13 protein-coding genes and 1 pseudogene are annotated in these 15669 nt (G+C 69.0%); 5 read left to right on the top strand and 9 right to left on the bottom strand.

The annotated features are described in order from the left end of the window. Positions 1-104: 104 nt before the first annotated feature. On the top strand, positions 105-734 hold the full coding sequence (locus tag ACFWBQ_RS19935; RefSeq protein WP_385490471.1) for a TetR family transcriptional regulator: 630 nt from the start codon (positions 105-107) through the stop codon (positions 732-734). 201 nt (positions 735-935) lie between these two features. Here ACFWBQ_RS19935 and ACFWBQ_RS19930 read toward each other — a convergent pair whose 3' ends face one another. Further along, positions 936-1982 (bottom strand): zinc-binding dehydrogenase, encoded by a 1047-nt coding sequence (locus tag ACFWBQ_RS19930; protein WP_385490469.1) that lies wholly within the window; start codon positions 1980-1982, stop codon positions 936-938. Between the two features lie 134 nt (positions 1983-2116). Beyond that, positions 2117-5338, bottom strand: coding sequence for a cytochrome P450 (locus ACFWBQ_RS19925; protein ID WP_385490467.1), 3222 nt, complete (start codon positions 5336-5338; stop codon positions 2117-2119). Between the two features lie 127 nt (positions 5339-5465). Here ACFWBQ_RS19925 and ACFWBQ_RS19920 point away from each other — a divergent pair, with 127 nt between their 5' ends. Then, positions 5466-6134: a TetR/AcrR family transcriptional regulator gene (locus ACFWBQ_RS19920; RefSeq protein ID WP_385490465.1), complete on the top strand. Its 669-nt coding sequence runs from the start codon at positions 5466-5468 to the stop codon at positions 6132-6134. 197 nt (positions 6135-6331) lie between these two features. Beyond that, positions 6332-6901, top strand: a complete 570-nt coding sequence (locus ACFWBQ_RS19915) for a TetR/AcrR family transcriptional regulator (RefSeq protein ID WP_385490462.1) — start codon at positions 6332-6334, stop codon at positions 6899-6901. 51 nt (positions 6902-6952) lie between these two features. On the opposite strand, the pseudogene ACFWBQ_RS19910 reads toward ACFWBQ_RS19915, so the two are convergent. The 4 genes and pseudogenes from ACFWBQ_RS19910 to ACFWBQ_RS19895 all read right to left on the bottom strand — a co-directional run bounded on the left by ACFWBQ_RS19910 (position 6953) and on the right by ACFWBQ_RS19895 (position 10009). Continuing rightward, positions 6953-7917, bottom strand: a pseudogene (locus tag ACFWBQ_RS19910) (alpha/beta hydrolase family protein). A 27-nt stretch (positions 7918-7944) separates the two neighbouring features. After that, positions 7945-8982, bottom strand: coding sequence for an RNA polymerase sigma factor (locus ACFWBQ_RS19905; protein ID WP_385490460.1), 1038 nt, complete (start codon positions 8980-8982; stop codon positions 7945-7947). 113 nt (positions 8983-9095) lie between these two features. Further along, complete coding sequence (locus ACFWBQ_RS19900; RefSeq protein WP_385490458.1) at positions 9096-9317, bottom strand: hypothetical protein; 222 nt, start codon at positions 9315-9317, stop codon at positions 9096-9098. Positions 9318-9754: 437 nt separating this feature from the next. Next, positions 9755-10009, bottom strand: coding sequence for a hypothetical protein (locus ACFWBQ_RS19895; RefSeq protein ID WP_385490455.1), 255 nt, complete (start codon positions 10007-10009; stop codon positions 9755-9757). 451 nt (positions 10010-10460) lie between these two features. Here ACFWBQ_RS19895 and ACFWBQ_RS19890 point away from each other — a divergent pair, with 451 nt between their 5' ends. Continuing rightward, positions 10461-11831, top strand: coding sequence for a cellulase family glycosylhydrolase (locus tag ACFWBQ_RS19890; protein ID WP_385490452.1), 1371 nt, complete (start codon positions 10461-10463; stop codon positions 11829-11831). A gap of 155 nt (positions 11832-11986) precedes the next feature. Further along, positions 11987-13117, top strand: coding sequence for a cellulose-binding domain-containing protein (locus ACFWBQ_RS19885; protein ID WP_385490449.1), 1131 nt, complete (start codon positions 11987-11989; stop codon positions 13115-13117). 236 nt (positions 13118-13353) lie between these two features. Here ACFWBQ_RS19885 and ACFWBQ_RS19880 read toward each other — a convergent pair whose 3' ends face one another. Genes ACFWBQ_RS19880 through ACFWBQ_RS19870 form a run of 3 tightly spaced genes read right to left on the bottom strand, consistent with a single transcriptional unit; the run spans position 13354 to position 15664 of the window. After that, positions 13354-14388, bottom strand: coding sequence for an ABC transporter permease (locus ACFWBQ_RS19880; protein ID WP_385490446.1), 1035 nt, complete (start codon positions 14386-14388; stop codon positions 13354-13356). Then, the gene (locus ACFWBQ_RS19875; protein WP_385490443.1) at positions 14385-15278 is read right to left on the bottom strand and encodes an ABC transporter ATP-binding protein; all 894 of its coding nucleotides are present in this window, start codon (positions 15276-15278) and stop codon (positions 14385-14387) included. The genes ACFWBQ_RS19880 and ACFWBQ_RS19875 overlap by 4 nt, the downstream gene beginning before the upstream one ends. Then, entirely contained in the window at positions 15275-15664 is a 390-nt protein-coding gene (locus tag ACFWBQ_RS19870) for a GntR family transcriptional regulator (protein ID WP_385490440.1), read from the bottom strand. The genes ACFWBQ_RS19875 and ACFWBQ_RS19870 overlap by 4 nt, the downstream gene beginning before the upstream one ends. Positions 15665-15669: the final 5 nt, after the last annotated feature.

The following is a 15669-nucleotide window of genomic DNA, read 5'->3' as shown; positions in this document are numbered from 1 at the left end:
AAATCATCAACCTTGCGGAAACAATCGTCAATAGCGCGAGGTCAAAGAGTTGATGATCTCATCAGTAATGGCAGACTCATCGTGAGGGTTGTTACACTCGCCGTATGCCGACGTCGTCAGCCCCGCCCAAGAACCGCTTCGAGCGGCGCCGCGCCGAGACCCGTCAGGCGTTCGTCCGTGCGGGCCGGCAGATCCTCGCGGAGACCGGGGACACCAACGTCAGCATTCAGGCCATCGCCGAGCGCGCGGACGTGGGTTTCGGCTCCTTCTACAACCACTTCGAGTCCAAGACGGAGCTGTTCGACGCCGCCGTGACGGACGCTCTGGAGGAGTTCGGCCGAGTCATCGACGACCGCGTACAAGGACTCGACGACCCGGCCGAGCTCGTCGCCGTGGGCTTCCGGCTCACCGCCCGCATGGCCGACTCCCACCCCGAACTCATGCGGATCCTGCGCGACCGCGGTCTGGCCTACATCCACTCCGACCGCGGACTCGCCCCGCGAGCCCTGCGCGACCTGGAGAACGGCATCGCCTCGGGCCGCTTCACCTGCCACAATGCGACCACCGCCCTGTCCGCCTTGGGCGGGACCCTGCTGTCCCTCGTGGCGCTGCGGCTGGCCCGGCCCGACCTCGACGGCGACGAGGCCGCATCGGACCTGGCCGAGATGGTCCTGCGCATGCTCGGCGTCCTGCCGGACGACGCCCACGAGGTGACCCGGCGGCCGCTGCCCTAGCTCAGTCAGCCCCGAGCACCGGCTGCGCCAGGCTTCGGTGGACACCTGAAAGTCCGGATCGCCCTGCCCGACTTCACCTGCCCCGGAGTGGGTATGCGCCGGACCCGGACACCGGGGAGCCGTGGGCTCCGGTGCTCCCTCGAGCACCGGAGCCCATTCACCCCTGCCTGAGGTGGCCTTGATGAACTTTCCTTGCAGTTATCAGGGGACGAGGATGAGGCGGATCGGGTCGCCGATCTTGTTCTCCAGCCGGTTGACCGCGTCGGCGGCCTCAGCGAGCGGGATGTGGTCGGTGATGGAGGGGGCCAGGTCGATACGGCCGACCTCGGCCAGCCGGACCAGCTCGGTGACGGACTCGGGGCTGCCGCCGTAGTGGCCGCGCACCTGCTTGCCCATGTAGTTGAAAAGCATGCCCTCGCTGATGGTGAGGGGCCTGGGCGTGATGCCGACCAGGATGAGGACTCCGCCCAGGCCGAGTGCGGCGGCGGCCTGCTCGCGGACGGCGGGCACACCCGCGCAGTCGAAGGCGAAGTCGAGGCCTCGTCCGGCGGTGGCCGCGCGCACCTCGTCGGCGAAGTCGGGGGCAGCCGGGTCGAGGGCGAAGTCCGCGCCGAAGGCCAGGGCACGCTCGCGGGCGCCGGGCAGCGGGTCGACGGCGACGATCGGCGCGGCGCCGGCCAGGCGGGCGATGCGGACGTTGTGGGCGCCGACACCGCCCACGCCCCAGATGCCGACGGACTGGGCGGGGCGTACGCCCGCGGTGGTGACGACAGCGGCGTAGGGGGTGGAGACCGCGTCGGGGATGATCGCGGCCTGGTCGAAGGGGAGGTTGCCGGGGATGGGGATGAGGGTGTCCTCGGGGGTGACCATGTACTGGGCCCAGCCGCCGTCGTAGTCGATGCCGGCGGTGCGCATCTGGGTGCAGGGGCGGCGGCGTGCGCAGTCGGCGCACTGGCCGCAGGTCTTGCCGGCCTCCAGGGTGACGCGGGTGCCGACGGTCAGGCCGCGCTTGAGGTCGGGGCCGAGGGCGTGGATCACACCGGAGACCTCGTGGCCGACGGTGACCACGTCGGAAGTGGCGAACAGCGGAACGAGGGAGCCGTCGATCAGGTGGATGTCCGAGAGGCAGACGCCGGCGGCCTTGACCTCGATGAGAACCTCGCCCGGGCCGGGCACGGGGACGGCGACCTCCTCCACGACGAACTTCTTGCTGTCCAGGTGGAAGCGTCCGGCGAGCATGGTGTCCATGGTGCTCTGCTTTCTGTGGGCGGCACTCCCGGCGGTTCGGGCCGATGGGGTGCCGTGTGGTGCTCGTGTTGGGTGAGTGGGGGCCGGGAGGGTGCGGGGTGTCAGGACCGCCGCCCCCTCCCGGCGTCCGGGGGTCAGGCGAAGACGTCCTGCTGGTAGCGCTCGTCGGCTTCGAGCTGGGCGAGCCACTGCTGGGCGGTCTCGTCGTCGCTGCCGGTCCGCTCGCGGTAGATCGCCGCGAGGGCCTCGCGCACGGCGGGCGCCATGCGGCGGCCGTCGCCGCAGACGTAGACGTACGCCCCGTCTTCGATGGCCTGCCACACGGTGTCGGCGGCGTTGGCGATGGCGTTCTGGACGAACCGGGCCGGGTGGCCGGTCACCGCGGAGAAGGCGGTGTGCACCTGCGCGATCCCTGACTGCTCCCAGGCCTGCATCTCCTGGAAGTAGAAGTAGTCGTGCTCCGGGTGGCGGCAGCCGACGAAGACCTGCGACAGGCCCACCTTGCTGCCGTTCTCCTGCTGCGAGGCGCGCTCCTCCAGGAATCCGCGCAGCGGCGCGATGCCGGTGCCCGGGCCGATGAGGACCAGCGGCGTGGCCGGGTCGACCGGCGGCGCGAAGGTCGGGGAGGGCACCCGCACGTAGCCGTAGAAGACGTCTCCGGGCTCGAGGCCGCCGATGTAGGAGGAGCAGGTGCCGCGGTACTGGCCGTCGCCGGACAGGGCAGGGCCTTCCAGCAGGCCCACGGTCAGGCGCACGTGGCGCGGGTTGGCCAGCGGAGCGGAGGAGATGGAATAGAACCGCGGGCGGATCGGGCCCATCATGTCCAGGAAGACCGCCAGCGGCAGCTCGACCGCCGGGAAGCGCTCCAGCAGGCCCAGCACGGAGATGCGCTTGTTGAGGATTTCCTTCCGGTAGCGCTCCTGGGCCTCTTCGGTGTCGGCCGTGTACGCCTCCAGCTGGGGCAGGGTCCACGGGCACGGGGTGTGTTCGGCCAGGGTCTGGATCTGGGAGCGGGTGGCGATGTCCTGCAGTTCCAGGAACTCGGTGAGCAGCAGGCCCGCGGTGACGGGCGTGCCGACCGGCAGGTGGGTGCGGCCGCCTGCGGGCTGGTCGAGCCGGAGCACCTGGTCGCGGTCGATGCCGAGCCGCGCGAGGGTGCGGTCGACCAGGACGGGTTCGTTCTTTGCGAAGACGGCCAGGTGATTGCCGGTGTCGTAGGTGACACCGGCGGGGAGCTCGATGGTGATGGACTTCGCGGACGGGCGCGGCGGCTCGATGCTGAAGTCCCACAGGCCGGTGGCGTCGGCCACGAGTTCCTCGTTGGCCACGACCGTGAGGGGGTAGGCCTGGTCGGAGACGATCGCCGGGCGCACATCGGCCTCGGTGAGCAGTTGGACCTGGAAGCGCGGTCCGCTCGCCTCGGAGGTGTCGGCGGCGTACTCCTCGGCCAGCGTGGCCCACAAGGTGTCCATCCAGCGGGAGGCCATGCCGTCGAAGTCACCGGCCGCATCCGCGATACCGCGCTCGATGACGGGTTGGGCCCCGGCGGCCAGCAGGCCTTCCTCTATCCGCTTGGGGAAGCCCTGGTAGGTGGCCACCCACTGGGTGTTGCCGGCACCCAGCAGCGCGAACCGCACGTCGGACAGCGAACCCTCCGGGAGTCCGGCGGCGATCAGCTCGTCGAAACGCTGGGCGTTGTCCGGCGCCTTGCCGTTGTAGCTGGCGGCGACGACCACGAGCAGACCCTCGGTGGGCAGGTTGTCGCCCAGCTCGTCCAGGCTGGTCAGTGTGGTGCCGAAGCCGGAGCGCTCGCTGCGGTCGGCGATGGTGCGCGCCAGGTCTTCGCACGAGCCGAGGCTGGAGCCGTAGGCGACGGTGAGGTTCACCCCGACACCGCTGACCGCGGCCTGCGCCCGCGTGTCGTCGGTCTGCAGGTCCACGGCGCCGAAGACGGTCCTCTCGTGCTCCTGACGGGTGCGCACGTTCAGTTCGAAGCCGCCAGGCTTGCGCGTCAAAGCCTCCTTGACGTCCATCTTGTAGTCGGTCGTGTCGGAGAACTTGAACTTCTGCAGCACCAGCGCGAGGGCCAGACGGGCCTCGGTGAGCGCGAACTGGCGGCCGATGCAGGCACGCACGCCGTTGCCGAACGGCTTGTAGGCGTGCGGGTGGTGGTTCACCCGGTTCTCCGGCAGCCACCGGTTGATGTCGAACTCCTCCGGCCGCTCCCACGCCTTGGGATGGGTGTGCAGCGGGCCCTCGAGGAGGTTGACCTGCGCTCCCTTCTTCAGCTCGTAGCAGCCGCCGATGACGGTGTCCTCCAGCGGGGACTTGCCGATCATCGGGATGGGAGCCCACAGCCGCAGGGTCTCCTCAAGGATCCGCGGGATCACGTCCATCTGCATGATCGTGTCGTAGTCCGGGACCGTGTCGCCGGGCAGCAGCCGGTCCACCTCGGCGTAGGCCTGGGCCAGGATGTGCGGGTTGCGCATCAGCGAGTACGTGGCGAACGACAGCAGACCACTGGTGGTCTCGTGACCGGCGATCAGGAACGTCACCACCTGGTCACGGACGTTGTCGTCGTCCAGCCGCTTGCCGGTCTCCGGGTCGGTGGCCTCCAGCATCAGACCCAGCAGGTCCTCCTCACCTGTGCCCTTCCCCTGACGGCGCTCCTTGATCACGCTCTCGACCAGATCGCGCATCAGCTGGATGTTCTCGCGGTACTTCTTGCCGTCGGCCTTGCGGAGCTTGGTCATCATCGGCAGCTCCTGCGAGCGCCGCAGTGACTCCACCAGCGACTCCAGCAGCGCGTTGAGGAAGGGGTGCAGCTCCTCCTTGGCGAAGGAGTCGAACCGGTAGCCGAACCCCGACAGGGCGATGGTGTCCAGGGTCAGCCGGGTGTAGTCGTCGGTGATGTTGACCGGCCGGCCCTCCTCGCGCTCCCACTTGCCCACCAGATTCTGGGCGACCTCCAGCATCTGCCCGTAGTAGCCCTTCATGGCCCGCTGACTGAACGCCGGCAGGAGGATCCGGTGCGCCATGCTCCATTCCTCCTCGTGCTGGTGGGCCGTGAACAAGCCCGCCCCCGTGTAGTCCCGAACATGGCTCAGCGGCGTCTTCTCGATCTGCTTGAAGAACCGCGTCTCGTCGCAGACCTCGGCTACCAGGTCCGGGTCATAGACGAAGACCTGCTCGATGCCGGCGATGTCCATCCCGTAGATGCCCTCGGGGAACTGCTTGGACAGCTCGCCGAAGTAGGCGACCGGGTTGGTGTCGGGGATCTGCGGCGTGTGGCCGAGCAGAGGGACCCCCCGCGGGGACCGGATGGGACGCAGTTCGGTCACGGGTTGCCTGGCCATGGCTTGCTCCTTTGTCGGAGAGAGGAGGGGGCAGGGGCACTGTGCGATGCGGAGAAGGCCGCCGACCGGCAGCGAACCCTCATTTCCATACGCCGTATGGAACTGTTTCAGTGTTACCATACGTCGTATGGAAACTCCAAAGAAGGCTCCTCGGGGGACGAGAAAGAGGGACGTACCGCTCACCGAGGACGGCATCTATGCCACAGCGCTGCGCCTCATCGACGCCGATGGGGTCGAGGCGCTGACCATGCGCAAACTTGCGACCGCGTTGGATGCGAACCCGATGTCGCTGTACCACCACGTGCCGAACAAGGACGCCGTGCTGCGCGGCGTGGCGAGAACGGTCGGCGCCCAGTTCCGCACCGCGACCCGGGAAGGCGCTGCGTGGCAGGACCGCCTCCGCCAACTCGCCGAGGACTTCCGCAGGCTGGCGCACCGTCACCCCGAGCTCATGACCTACTCGTTCGGGCAACCGGACTTCATTCAGCCCGAAGACCCTTTCTGGCTCGGGCTCACCGCCACGCTGGAGGATGCGGGCGTACCGCAGGAAGAGACCCCGCAGGTGGCCGCTCCTGTCTGCGCCGCCGTGGTCGGCGTGGTGATCGCCGAAATCAACGGTGCGCTTCAGCGGTGGTCAGCTCTTCTACCGGGTTCAACCACTACCGGCGATGGCGAGCGTCCGGATAGAGGCCCCGATGACAGTCGTATGTTCCACCTGGCGCTGTACATGATCATCACGGGACTGGAGAGTCAGCTCACAGCCGAACGCGTCGGCAGAAACGGCGGCGAGAGCTAATGAGCCCGGCGCACTTCCAAGCCGTCGCGGTGCCTCCGGCGAGTGGTGGCGAAGAGCCCACCGATGGCAAGACGGAGCCGCGCCGAGCTGCAACCGACTGCGGGTGCACAACCAAGGACACGTCTGCTTTCGCCGAGGGAGTGAGCACGTCTACGGGTGAGGCATCCAGGCGCGCGGAGAGATCGAGCCACAGCCGGTTGACTGCGGATCGGGAGCGAGACATCTACGAGGCCGTCCTGACCCTGCTGCGGGAAGGCGACTACGACGCTCTCACCATGGACAACGTCGCCACACGAGCCAGGGCGAGCAAGGCGACGTTCTATCGTCGATGGCAGGGCAAGCCGCAGTTGGTGGCAGCGGCTCTGCGGCACCGGACCCCCGACAAGAGCGACTCCCTGGACACGGGATCCCTGGCGGGCGATCTGCACGAGATCGTCAGGAGGGCGAGCGAAGCCGCGTCCCACGAGACGTTCGTGCTGCTGCGGGCGCTCGGTGGTGCGATGCATGCCCATCCTGAACTGGCGGACGCCGTGTACGAGAGCAGGGTCGAGCCCGAGCTGAAGACGATGCGCGCAGTGGTCGACCGCGCCGTCGACCGTGGCGAGGTGGCGGCAGAGAATCCGGCGCTCGGTTTCCTGGCGCACCTCATCTCCGGGGCGGCCCTCGCCCGACCGGTCGTCGAACGCGCCGAAGCAGACGCCGAGTTCCTCAGCCGTTACGTCGACGCCGTGGTCCTGCCGGCGCTGCTGAGCGCTGACGCCCGTTGAACCATCCCTAAGGGACAGCCCTGAGGGAACCGATCACGAGCGGCCTCTCGCCTACTTGGATTCGACCCGTCCGAGGGGGTGGGAGCCGACCGTCAGCGCGTCACACTCCGCCTTCCTAGCCGGATCCCCGGAATAGAGCTCCGTGCGGAGGTAGGCCCAGGTGAGCCGCTGGACCGCGGCCACTCGCTCGGGGCTCTCGTCCGTGGTCTCGGCGTATCCGGAGACCCCGCCGAGCCCGTGCTCCGCGCCGAACAGGGTGAGCAGGGACTTGGGGCTCGGGGCGAGGACGTACGGATCAGCATGCCAGTCCGGGCCCCGCACCGTCAGGTGGGCAGAGGCGTCCTTGTCGCCGGCGACCACGAGCGCGGGCGTCGCCATCTTGGAGAAGTCAGTGGTCACGAGGAAGGACAGATTGTCTGCCACGGAGTCGGCCAGGGCGTCGCCGCCCCTGCCGGGCGCGGCGAGCAGTACACCCGCTGTGATCCGGGGCTCGGTCAGGTTCACTTCGGTTCCGTCGCGCGGATCGGTGAGCCGGCATCCGAGGAGCAGGCTCGCGGTGTGCCCGCCCATCGAGTGCCCGGCCACGGCAACCCTGCTTCGGTCCAGGCGCCCGATGAGCTGCGGACCGCGGCCTCGATCACGTCGAGTCCATCGAGGATGCGCGTCATGTCCTCGGCCCGTGATCGCCGGTACTCGCCGAAGATGATCACGCCTGCAGGCGCGGAGCTCACCCTGGAGTGCACCGTCCTCCCGTCGGAGGACGCGGGCGTCACATCGACCATTCCGCTGTGCGCCTGGGCCGACGAGAACACGGTCGGTTCCGTGATGCTGTACTCCTCCGACAGCGCCTCCCGGGATCCCGACTCCGTGGACCTGGACGCGACGGCGCTGACCACGCTGAAGGTACGCGACGAGGCTTGGCAGCCGATCGCCCCCTGAGGCCTCTGCGCGGAGGCGGGCCGCGAGATCGACGATGTCGGTGGAAGGCCGCGTTCGTCAGCGCCGCGGCTCAGCACTTCAGCCAGATCCTGAATTGCTTTTCGCTATGGCAGATCGAACGTGACGCCAGACCTGGCGGTGGCGATGTCGGACGGTACCGAGGGCACTTCCCGACGATGGGCATCCGACACGTCCACCGGCAATGACGGTATCGACGTGGGCGTGGCCGCCGACGGAAGTGCCGGAACCGGTGCGCCGGATTCGATAGATACCTCCACGGTCACCGTGTCCGACGGCTCGTGGGTCCTCGGCGCCTCCCCCGGAACGGGCCGCGAAAGGCCCTGGCGCGCCCGGTCGATGCGATGCGGATCCGGGGAGGGCGATGCCCCGTGAGGACGTGACCGTGCGCGGGGAGCGGGGAGCTCCACGGCCGGGGCGGCGTGCGCCACCACCGCCTCGGGCCTGCTCCCGGGAGACCGGCCGTCCGGCCGGTCGAAGGGTCCGGCAGGCAGAACCGCTCCCGCCACGGCGAGCGTCACCGCCGCCGATGTCGCCCCCACGGACTGAGCGACGCCGGTACGGGGAAATCTGCGTGCGCACATCCACACGGTCGTGGCCAGTGTGAAACTCCCGGCCAGGACGTTACGCAGCGACCGTCTGGCTCTGGCGAGCAGTGACTCGGTCGCCCGGTAGCTGAGCCCCATGGTCCGGGCCACCTGTCCGACGTCGAGATCCTGCGCCTGGAGCCGCAGCGCCTGGGCCTGGCGGGCAGGCAGCAGCTCCGCGCTGCGGCCGGCCAGCCATCTGGCCTCCGCCCGGTCGCATGCCACCTCCTCGACCAGGAAGGGCTCGACCGGAGCGGCGGAAAGGCTCTTGCTCAACTCCCGTTCGCGGGCGACCTGAAGGTGCCGGTCGGCGCAGGCGCGTACGGTCGCGAGCCTGAGCCACGAGCGCACCCGGCCGTACTCGACGTCAGGGTCCTCCACCGCGCGGATCATCGCTTCCTGAACGGCGTCCTCGGCCTCTTCGGCGCTCGACGAGCGACTGCGCGCGATCTCCAGCAGTTCGTCCCGGTGTCTCCAGATGAGCTCCCACCGGTTGCCCGGGCCACCTGGACGACGAGCGGTACGCGGGTCTCTCACGTTCAAAGCCTCTGGTCCATGGATTCAGGTCCGATGTGCGTTGATCATGGTGTCCCGCGGCCCCTATGCCCCGCGACCTGGCAGGTACCGGGGCATACGGGCTCAGCGCCGGATCAGACCGAGAGCGTGGCGGCGGAGCCGAGACCGGCGATGCCGAGCACGTTGCTGCCGACGGCACCCGAGAGGCTGCCGGAGAGCAGGTCGGCGTTGACCGCACCCGCGATGCCACCGACGAGCGGCGCCTCGAGGGAAGCCGCGCCGGCGATGCCACCGGACACGACGTCCAGGTCCGCGTCGGAGATTTCCTGGGTCTGTATCTGGGGGGCGGAGCTCATGAGGTGAATTCCCTTCGCATTAATTCCGAATGACTGGGGCCAACTCCGCAGTGGGGAATGACCCTTGTCGCTGTCACAGTTACCGAAGCCTCGGCGTGCGCCCGAAGGCGGCGAATTTCCCTACGGCTTCGGCGATGTGAGGGATGTAAGCACGTGAGGGCGTTGCGAGGCCACCCTTCAGCAGTCCCACGAATAGCTCTCCGACATCGAAGGGACAACACGGTCACATTGCTCCATGGACCGGTGCAGCTTCTTCACTCACCCGACCGACGGACGTTCCGTCGGCCGAATCTTCTATCCGTCACGAAAGGGACATTGTCGGCCGCTGACGTGAGGGATCCGGTCCGCAGACGGAAAGCCGCGGGACGCGCCTAGCCACCTGCGGACACGGTGTGCAGATTCGCCGCAGACGACCGCAGGCCGACCCCCGGCCCGTCTCACCGGTGCGGCCGGGCGAGCGCCGGATCGGTCAGGTCGAGGTGGAGCAGATTCCCCCGGTCGTTGATGAAGACCGCTCGCGTTCCCTCGTGACGCACACCTACGAACGGGTTCGAGGACCCCATGGCGAGGACCCACAGCAGGGAGCGGTCGGCGTCGAGGCGGGCGAGGTAGCCGATGGTGCCCAGCCCGCTGCCGCCGCCCGACATCCAGCCGGATCTGTCCCGCAGCGAGCTCTCGAAGTTGAGGTCCACCTCTGTGGAGCCCCCGGCTCCCCGAGGCGGAAGGGAACGGGTTGCCCAGCTTCCGGGTGGTAGGCCCCGGGCCCCTCCACGCCCGTGTCGTCCGGTCGGTACAGCCCCGTCCCGGATCGGGAACTCGCCTGCCGCCCACAGTCGTTCGATGACTCCCCTTGCCCCTCACATCCCTGACCGCTCGCCGGAAGCGGAAGCGTGATGCCGTAGGCCCTCATCCTGCGGCAGTTCGTCACGCGGGAGATACCGAGCCGCTGTGTGCGGCCGGGAGTTCATTGCCGTCCCCGCCTCCAGCAGACCGGTTCCGCGACGCCGCGCCTCCCGGACCGCTCTTCGTCGAATGTCTGTCGAATGTCTGTACGCGCATCGGCGTACCGGTGTACGGTCTCGGGCCGATGGCCTTGGGAGCGCTCCCATGAGGCTGCTTCCGCTTCGCACGAGGAGGAAAACCATGAAACGCCTACTCGCCTTACTGGCGACCTGCGCAACAGTCCTGGGCCTCACGGCAGCCTTCGGCCCCCAGGCCTCGGCCGCCACCGGCTGCAGGGTCGACTACACAGTCACCAGCCAGTGGACGGGCGGCTTCCAGGCAGGGGTGAAGGTCACCAACCTGGGCGCCCCCGTCACCGGATGGACGCTCGGGTTCGCCATGCCGGACGCGGGGCAGAAGGTCGTCCAGGGCTGGAACGCCACCTGGTCGCAGTCCGGCTCCGCGGTCACCGCCGTCGGCGTCGACTGGAACCGCACGCTGGCCACCGGTGCGGCGGCCGACGTGGGATTCACGGGCTCCTTCACGGGCGCCAACCCGAAACCCACGGCGTTCACACTCAACGGCGTCGCCTGTACCGGCTCTCTCGAAGAGCCCCCGCCCGTCCCGGTCGACGGCACCCCCGTGGACATCAACGGCCAGCTTCACGTCTGCGGCGTGAACCTGTGCAATCAGTACAACCGCCCCATACAACTGCGGGGGATGAGCACGCACGGCATCCAGTGGTTCAGCGAGTGCTACAACGCCGCGTCCCTGGACGCGTTGGCGAAGGACTGGAAGTCGGACCTGCTGCGCATCGCCATGTATGTGCAGGAGGACGGTTACGAGACCGACCCGGCGGGCTTCACCAGCCGCGTGAACAGCCTCGTCGACATGGCCGAGGCCCGTGGCATGTACGCATTGATCGATTTCCACACGCTGACGCCGGGCGACCCGAACTTCAACCTCGCCCGCGCGAAGACGTTCTTCGCTTCCGTCGCCGCCCGCAACGCCGGCAAGAAGAACGTGATCTACGAGATCGCCAATGAGCCCAACGGCGTGAGCTGGTCGGCCATCAAGAACTACGCCGAGCAGGTCATCCCGGTGATCCGGGCCGCCGACCCGGACGCCGTCGTCATCGTCGGCACCCGCGGCTGGTCCTCGCTGGGAGTCTCCGACGGCTCCAACGAGAGCGAGGTCGTCAACAATCCCGTCAATGCCACCAACCTCATGTACGCGTTCCACTTCTACGCCGCGAGCCACAAGGACAACTACCGCACCGCGGTGAGCCGGGCGGCTTCGCAACTGCCGCTCTTCGTGAGCGAGTTCGGCACGGTGAGCGCCACCGGCGGTGGAGCGATGGACCGGGCGAGCACCACGGCCTGGCTGGACCTGCTCGATCAGCTGAAGATCAGCTACGCGAACTGGACCTATTCCGAAGCCCCCGAGAGCAGCGCGGCGTTCAAGCCCGGCACCTGCAGCGGCAGCGACTACAGCAGCAGTGGTGTGCTGACCGAGTCCGGGGCACTGCTCAAGAACCGGATCAGTACTGCCGACAGTTTCCCCACCAGCTGACCTTCGGAGGGGCTCCGGCCGGGCCTGAGCCCCTTCTCTCGATGCCCCTCCTCTCGATGACGGGTCCGCTCCCGTCACTCTTCCGCACCCCCTCACCCCCTGCCTCGGAGGCACACGTGCGCGTCCTTCTCCCACGATTACTGCGCCGTCCATGGATGGCCGTCCTCACTGCCGTCGCGCTGCTGGCGTCCGGCTTCACGGCGGTGTCCGCGAGCGGCGCGGAGTCCGGCTGCCGGGTCGACTACACGGTGAACAAGTGGACCGACGGTTACACCGCCCAGATCAAGGTCACCAATCTCGGCCCGGCGCTCAACGGCTGGCGTCTGACCTGGACCTACACCGGGGACCAGCAGGTGACATCGGCGTGGAACGCGACCGTCACCCAGACCGGCAGCTCCGTCGCCGCCGTACCTACGAGCTGGAACGGCACCCTGGCCACAAGGGGCACCGCCGACTTCGGCCTGCAGGGGACCTGGCGGTCGGCCGACCCCGCGCCGAGCGACTTCACCCTCAACGGCACTCCCTGTGGCGGTGACGGCACCCCGCCACCGACCACACCCCCCACGACCCCGCCGCCCACGACCCCGCCGCCGAGCGCGGACTGCGGCAGCGCAGTGATCTGTTCCGATTTCGAGGACCAGACCGGCCCGGCTCCGTCCGGCGCCTGGCAGTTCACCGCACCCGACTGCCAGGGCACCGGCGCGGCTGCTGTCGACACCGCGGTCGCGCACAGCGGCGGCAGGTCGCTGCGGGTGGACGGCCGGGCCGGCTACTGCAACCACGCCTTCGTCGCCGCCACCGCGGACCTGTCCTCGGTCGGTCCGGTGATGTACGTACGCATGTGGGTGAGGCACACCACCGCGCTCCCCTCCGCCCACGTCACTTTCGTCTCCCTGCCCGACACCTCCCAGGGCGGGCGGAGCCTGCGCGTCGGGGGCCAGAACGGTGCCCTTCAGTGGAACCGGGAGAGCGACGACGCCACACTGCCGGCTCAGAGCCCGGTCGGCGTGGCGCTGAGCAGGCCACTGCCGACGGGAAGCTGGCAGTGCCTGCGGTTCGCGATCGACACGACGGCCCCCGGTCTCGACACCTCGCTCGGCGACGAGCAGATTCCGGGCCTGCACGCCGACGGTGTCCCCACACAGGACGTCGACCAGCAATGGCTCGCCCGCACCACCCCGCCCCGGCCCACGTCCCTGCGACTGGGATGGGAGAGCTACGGGACGGGCGACGACACCCTGTGGTTCGACGATGTGACCGTCGGCTCCGCTCCCATCGGCTGCTGACAGTTCGCCGGAGCACCGGGGCGTCCGCCCCGGTGCTCCGGCCGGAAAGCCGACGAGGTCCTGCTTGCCGTGCGGGTCCGACGATCGCCTGAGCGGTCTCGCAGACGAACTCGTCCCACGGAAGCAGAATGTGATGGCCCACCGGGCGGGCTGCCCCGCGATGCGGACGAGGTCGTAGAGTCGCCGTGGCGGCCGAAGCCTGTTGCGTTGGCTTCGGCCGCCCCAGCGTCTCGCCGTCAGTTCAGGCGACGGCGCAGCCACCAGGCGCAGAAGCCGGTCAGCAGTCCGGCCAGGGCGAGGAAGATCGCCGTCTCGATCCACTGGAACGTCCAGTAGCGGTCGGCCGGCTGGTAGGACACCTCGACGTGCAGGTCGGACGTGGCGAAGCACTTCATCGCGTCGATGTCGCGATGCGCGCAGCCTTCGGCCCCCCGGACGGACCGGCCGGCCGAATCGAGTACCGGCCCGTTGCCGGACACCACCCAGGCGCCCGGTTTGGACACGCCCACGTCCAGGTGGGCGTCGTCGCCGTCGCCGGACAGGAGGATGTTCGTCGCGGTCCACTCGGGCGGCGCGGCGGACTTTTGGCCGTCGCCGTCGCCTCCGGGCATGGTGATCGCGCGGAGTGTCACCTCGGCACGTTCCGGCGTCATGAGATGCGGACGGACGGCGAAGGGCATGAGGACCTGGATGGCGACGAAGACGGCGAGTGTCGCCGCCATCGCGGGGACCGTTCTGCGGATCAGCAGTCCGGCGCAGGCACCGACCGTGAAGGCGAAGGCCGCGTAGGCGAGCGGGACAATGCCCCGGCCGTCGAAGAGGACGGGCGTGAAGCGTTCGCTGTTGACCTCGTCGAGCGGATCCGCCCACCAGGTCACCATGAGGCTGAACAGCCCCGTGACGGCCACGGCTGTCAGGCCGACCGCCGAGAGTTTGACCGCGAGCCAGCGGCTGCGGCTGATGCTCTGGTTCCAGACCAGCCGGTGGGTGCCGGTCTCCAGCTCGCGGGCGATCAGCGGCGCGCCCCAGAAGATTCCGAAGACGCCGGGCACAACGATCACGAGACCGGTGGCGAAGAAGTACAGGTCGTTGTACCGGGTGACGAACGCGTTCTTGGCCGATCCGCAGTCGGTGCCGCAGCCGACGATGTTGCTGTCGTAGGTGTCCCGGATCTGGATACCGGTGATCAGGAGGGCCGCCGCGATCGCGACGAGGGCGGCGAGGGCCACCAGGGTCTGGACGCGGTACTGGCGCCAGGTGAGCCAGATCATCGCTGTGCCTCCAGTGCGGACCGGCCGGCCGGGCGTGCCCTGCCGTCGGCCATGTACGTGAGGACCAGGTCCTCCAGGTCGAGGGGTTCCAGGACCCAGGCGGGGTCGTGGACCGGGGTGGCGGTCCGGACGATGAAGGTGGACTGCCGTTCGGTGTGCGTGGCCGTCAGGACCCGCATCCCGTCAGGCAGGTCCTCGGCCTCGCGGCGTGCCGTGGTGAGCCGGAAGTGGGTGCCCAGGAGGTCGTCGACGTCGCCGGTGATCTGGACGCGGGAGGCGACCAGGGAGATCAGGTGGTCGCAGACCCGCTCCAGGTCGGAGACCAGGTGCGAGGAGAGGATGACCGTGGTGCCGTGCTCGGCGACGTACTCCATGAGTCCCTGCAGGAACTCGCGCCGGGCCAGGGGGTCCAGGGCGGCGACCGGCTCGTCCAGGATGAGCAGTTCGGGCCGCTTGGCCACGGCGAGGGTCAGGGCGACCTGGGCGCGCTGGCCGCCCGAGAGCTTGCCGACCCGCTGGGCGGGGTCCAGGCCGAGATCCCGGATCCGGGCCTGGGCCAGCTGTTCGTCCCAGGCCGGGTTGAGCCGGGCGCCGAGGCGCAGGTGATCGGCGATGGACAGTCCGGCGTACGTCGGGGTGTCCTGGGCGACGAAGCCGACCTTGGCCAGTTGCGCGGGCCCTGATGCGGGACGTCCGCCGAGGACGTCGATGGTGCCCGAGGTCGGGGTGATCAGCCCGCAGGCCAGTTGCAGCAGGGTGGACTTTCCGGCCCCGTTGGGGCCCACCAGGCCGACGACCCGCCCGGAGGGCACGCTCAGGGTGCAGTCGGACAGCGCCTGGCGGCGGCCGTACCGCTTGCCCAGGCCTTTCGCTTCCAGAATGGCGGTCATTTCTCCTCTTCGGTGGAGGTGCGGAAGGTGCTCAGGAACAGGGCCTCGATGCTCTCCTCGTTCAGCCCCGCGGCTCGTGCCCGCTCCAGCCAGCCGCGCAGCTCCTGGCGCAGCGGCTCGTGCTCGGACAGCGAGGCGTCGCTGAGGGTGCTGGACACGAACGTGCCGACGCCGGGCTTCTTGGCGACCAGGCCCTCGTACTCGAGCTCCCGGTACGCCTTGAGCACGGTGTTGGGATTGATCGCGACCTTGGCTGCGACGTCCTTGACCGTGGGCAGCCTGTCGCCTTCGAACAGCAGGCCGAGACGCATGGCCTGGCGCACCTGGTGGACGAGCTGCAGGTATGGCGCGACGCCGGACCGGGCATCGAGGTGAAACTCGATCACCGTCT

The sequence above is a fragment of the Streptomyces sp. NPDC060035 genome (assembly GCF_042736635.1).
Classification (GTDB): Bacteria; Actinomycetota; Actinomycetes; order Streptomycetales; family Streptomycetaceae; genus Streptomyces.
The sequence above is the reverse complement of the archived record's forward strand: the minus strand, read 5'-3'. Positions and strand labels throughout refer to the sequence as shown.

Bases quoted from the DNA above. Each gene is read 5' to 3' on its own strand.
- ACFWBQ_RS19925 (WP_385490467.1), bottom strand. From the start codon at position 5,338: ATGGCCAGGCAACCCGTGACCGAACTGCGTCCCATCCGGTCCCCGCGG.
- ACFWBQ_RS19930 (WP_385490469.1), bottom strand. From the start codon at position 1,982: ATGGACACCATGCTCGCCGGACGCTTCCACCTGGACAGCAAGAAGTTC.
- ACFWBQ_RS19900 (WP_385490458.1), bottom strand. From the start codon at position 9,317: ATGAGCTCCGCCCCCCAGATACAGACCCAGGAAATCTCCGACGCGGAC.
- ACFWBQ_RS19885 (WP_385490449.1), top strand. From the start codon at position 11,987: ATGGCCGTCCTCACTGCCGTCGCGCTGCTGGCGTCCGGCTTCACGGCG.
- ACFWBQ_RS19880 (WP_385490446.1), bottom strand. From the start codon at position 14,388: ATGATCTGGCTCACCTGGCGCCAGTACCGCGTCCAGACCCTGGTGGCC.
- ACFWBQ_RS19935 (WP_385490471.1), top strand. From the start codon at position 105: ATGCCGACGTCGTCAGCCCCGCCCAAGAACCGCTTCGAGCGGCGCCGC.
- ACFWBQ_RS19875 (WP_385490443.1), bottom strand. From the start codon at position 15,278: ATGACCGCCATTCTGGAAGCGAAAGGCCTGGGCAAGCGGTACGGCCGC.
- ACFWBQ_RS19920 (WP_385490465.1), top strand. From the start codon at position 5,466: ATGGAAACTCCAAAGAAGGCTCCTCGGGGGACGAGAAAGAGGGACGTA.
- ACFWBQ_RS19890 (WP_385490452.1), top strand. From the start codon at position 10,461: ATGAAACGCCTACTCGCCTTACTGGCGACCTGCGCAACAGTCCTGGGC.